This window comes from Primorskyibacter flagellatus (assembly GCF_900176485.1).
In the GTDB taxonomy this organism is placed as follows: domain Bacteria; phylum Pseudomonadota; class Alphaproteobacteria; order Rhodobacterales; family Rhodobacteraceae; genus Primorskyibacter; species Primorskyibacter flagellatus.
The window spans coordinates 1-2,339 of record NZ_FWYD01000056.1; the positions used below are offsets into that span (position 1 = coordinate 1).

Consider the following 2,339-nt stretch of genomic DNA (forward strand, 5'->3'; position numbering starts at 1 on the left):
AAGCCGCTTGATCGGCCGCAAACAACCTGTCTCACACCTTCCGAGAGCATCAAGCCACAATCTCGGCGCAGCCGAACCCGTTGATCAGACGTTCCTTTAGTCTAGAAACGACTTTAGGGATCGCAGCACTTTCTGACTACCCTTCTTTAACAAAAAGCCAAGTGAACTGGCGATGTAGGACCCTATCCTTGGGCGGCGTCGCTCAATAAAGGTCTAATTTCTTCCCGCACACCCGACCTTCGAGTGATCCAGTTAAGCTGGAATGGAACTGGCGCTGTGGAGTTACGGGGAGGGACGTCAGAGATTCCTTGTCTCAGGATTTCACCCGTCTCTTTCACCGATCCCAAATGATCCATGGGGTCAACGCTCGTTGAGCGTCACATAGATTTCCCCTGTGGAGCCACCACGCTCATGTGTGTGTGTGTGTTTTGACGCTAGGTTTGCCCGACCCGAGCAGGCAAACGGCCCGACCGGACGCGGGAGACGGATGGTGCGGCGGGATCGTTTTGACCCGCAAAACAGACCAAAGCGCAAGCCGGCGGAGCGGCCGGGGAGGTACGTGCTCGCGAGCCGGGCAAACCGGGGGCCTGGGTGCAACGCCGCGGTGAGGCCGCATGGCCGAATGCGCGACGGACCGAAGGGCCGTTCTCCCCTGCGACACGCGAAGCCGAGCTGAGGAGTGCGGACGACACACCCGTCAGTGCGCACTGCACCGCTGATCGCAGTTGCGAGACAACACCCAGGATGGTACTCTATTGGCGCACCGAGGGGATTTATATGAGCGTCCAGAAACAATCCGTCAGTTTCACCGATACGGCCTACGCTTTTGCCAAGGAACTTGTCGAAGCTGGGGAATATCCCACCGTGAGTGCGGCGGTCTCGGGTGAATTGGCCAAAGCCAAGGCCGAGCGTGAACGCGAACATGCCGTGCTTGAAGCAGAATTAAAACGTCGATTGTCCCTACCGCTGGATCAGTGGGACCCAGTCGGTGAAGCCACCGGGGTGACGCAAGGTGCACGGGCGCATCTCGCCACGATGACCCAAAAGGCCTGATGCGCTTTGTCAGGCACCCGTTTTTCGAGCGGGATCTCATTGGTATTATTGACCACATTGTCGAAGTCACCGACGGAGACGTGGCAGCAGCAGAGCGACGCCTGGACGAAGTCGATGCGCTTCTTGCGGCGATTGCTTCAAACCCCGCTTCCGGTGTTCGGCTCAGTGACACTCTCGACGGTTGGCTCGTACGCCACGGCGGTTCCGGTCAACGCCTGACGGTCGTATTCAAACCAGATATCGACGCAGGGCAGATTTATCTCGCGATCGTCGCCTTTGGCGGGCGCGATTGGATGAGAGTGGCATCGATGCGGCGCAGATTTCCAGAATAAATCATCGGCTAAGGGACTGAGCGGACGCCTCCAAAACGGACTTTCTCTGCGCTCGAACTGAACTGGCATGATGCGGACTTTTCTGACCTTCGCTGCATCCGCAGCAATGGCCGCTTTTTATTGAACGCTGCCCGCCGTCGACGAGCGATCTGCTCTACGAGCAACAAAAAAATATGCAGTTGGCGGAACCCGCGTCGCGTTCGAAGGAAAAATTGCGAGTTGATTCGAGACTCGTTGTAAAGTTTTAGAAATCATCAAATTCTGGAACGTTTCCAAGCCGGACAAGGAAGCTGGGTGAACCGACTTCGCCACTGTTCAGGTCCTCACTGACCATATAGGCATCAGCACCTGCACAATCTTCGGACACGGCTTCCCGTTCGGCTCTATTTTGCGCCTCTGACGCCGTTGAATATTGAAATTGTTTGTCGATCTTTAGGCTTACTTGCCCGTCACGTCCGGGTTTTCGTTCCACATATGTTTGACAGATATAGTGAACTTTTGTTGCGCTCGACATGGGTAAATCCTTGAAGCTGATGGGCGCTACTGACGCTTAGGAATGAGCAGGCAACAAAGCTATCCCAGCTCAGTAACGGCTTTGAGTGAATCTGTCTTTTCGTTACCGCTACGGCTTCGCGGGCGTGTTCGCTTCCCTTTCGAGGCGCGCGCTGCGAAGGCGGTCCATCTTAACTTGCCGCTGTTCAGATTCTTCATCTACCATTTTCCTGACGATGCGTGACGTCTTGTCCATGGGCGTTTCTGCATTGGGACCTTGCGCTTTGAACACGCTTGTTTTGGTTGGCTTTGCCAATGGGTATTTTCCTCTTTGGTTTCACCCAAGCGAGTCTGATCAAGATCGTTCGTATGCGCCGTCCCCGTCCCATTGATTTCTGCGGTTCCGTTGCACTGAGCCAACGGCGAGTTTCGTTCTGAGTATTCAGAAGGAGACGACGATGG

General features: G+C 55.3%; 4 protein-coding genes. 2 read left to right on the forward strand and 2 right to left on the reverse strand.

Translation table 11 applies throughout. The annotated features are described in order from the left end of the window. Positions 1–777: 777 nt before the first annotated feature. Together B8991_RS20855 and B8991_RS20860 are read left to right on the forward strand one after the other, a co-directional pair. On the forward strand, positions 778–1,053 hold the full coding sequence (locus B8991_RS20855) for a hypothetical protein (protein WP_084355201.1): 276 nt from the start codon (positions 778–780) through the stop codon (positions 1,051–1,053). Then, positions 1,053–1,385, forward strand: a complete 333-nt coding sequence (locus tag B8991_RS20860) for a hypothetical protein (RefSeq protein ID WP_084355198.1) — start codon at positions 1,053–1,055, stop codon at positions 1,383–1,385. The genes B8991_RS20855 and B8991_RS20860 overlap by 1 nt, the downstream gene beginning before the upstream one ends. A gap of 244 nt (positions 1,386–1,629) precedes the next feature. Here the strand turns inward: B8991_RS20860 and B8991_RS20865 are convergent, their stop codons facing one another. Both B8991_RS20865 and B8991_RS20870 read right to left on the reverse strand, forming a co-directional pair. Next, complete coding sequence (locus tag B8991_RS20865; protein WP_084355199.1) at positions 1,630–1,899, reverse strand: hypothetical protein; 270 nt, start codon at positions 1,897–1,899, stop codon at positions 1,630–1,632. 108 nt (positions 1,900–2,007) lie between these two features. Further along, a complete protein-coding gene (locus tag B8991_RS20870) occupies positions 2,008–2,193 on the reverse strand; it encodes a hypothetical protein (RefSeq protein WP_084355200.1) in 186 nt (61 codons plus the stop codon). Between the last annotated feature and the right edge of the window lie 146 nt (positions 2,194–2,339).

Excerpts from the sequence above, each read along its gene's own strand:
- B8991_RS20860 (WP_084355198.1), top strand. The coding sequence starts at position 1,053 with ATGCGCTTTGTCAGGCACCCGTTTTTCGAGCGGGATCTCATTGGTATT.
- B8991_RS20855 (WP_084355201.1), top strand. The coding sequence starts at position 778 with ATGAGCGTCCAGAAACAATCCGTCAGTTTCACCGATACGGCCTACGCT.
- B8991_RS20865 (WP_084355199.1), bottom strand. The coding sequence starts at position 1,899 with ATGTCGAGCGCAACAAAAGTTCACTATATCTGTCAAACATATGTGGAA.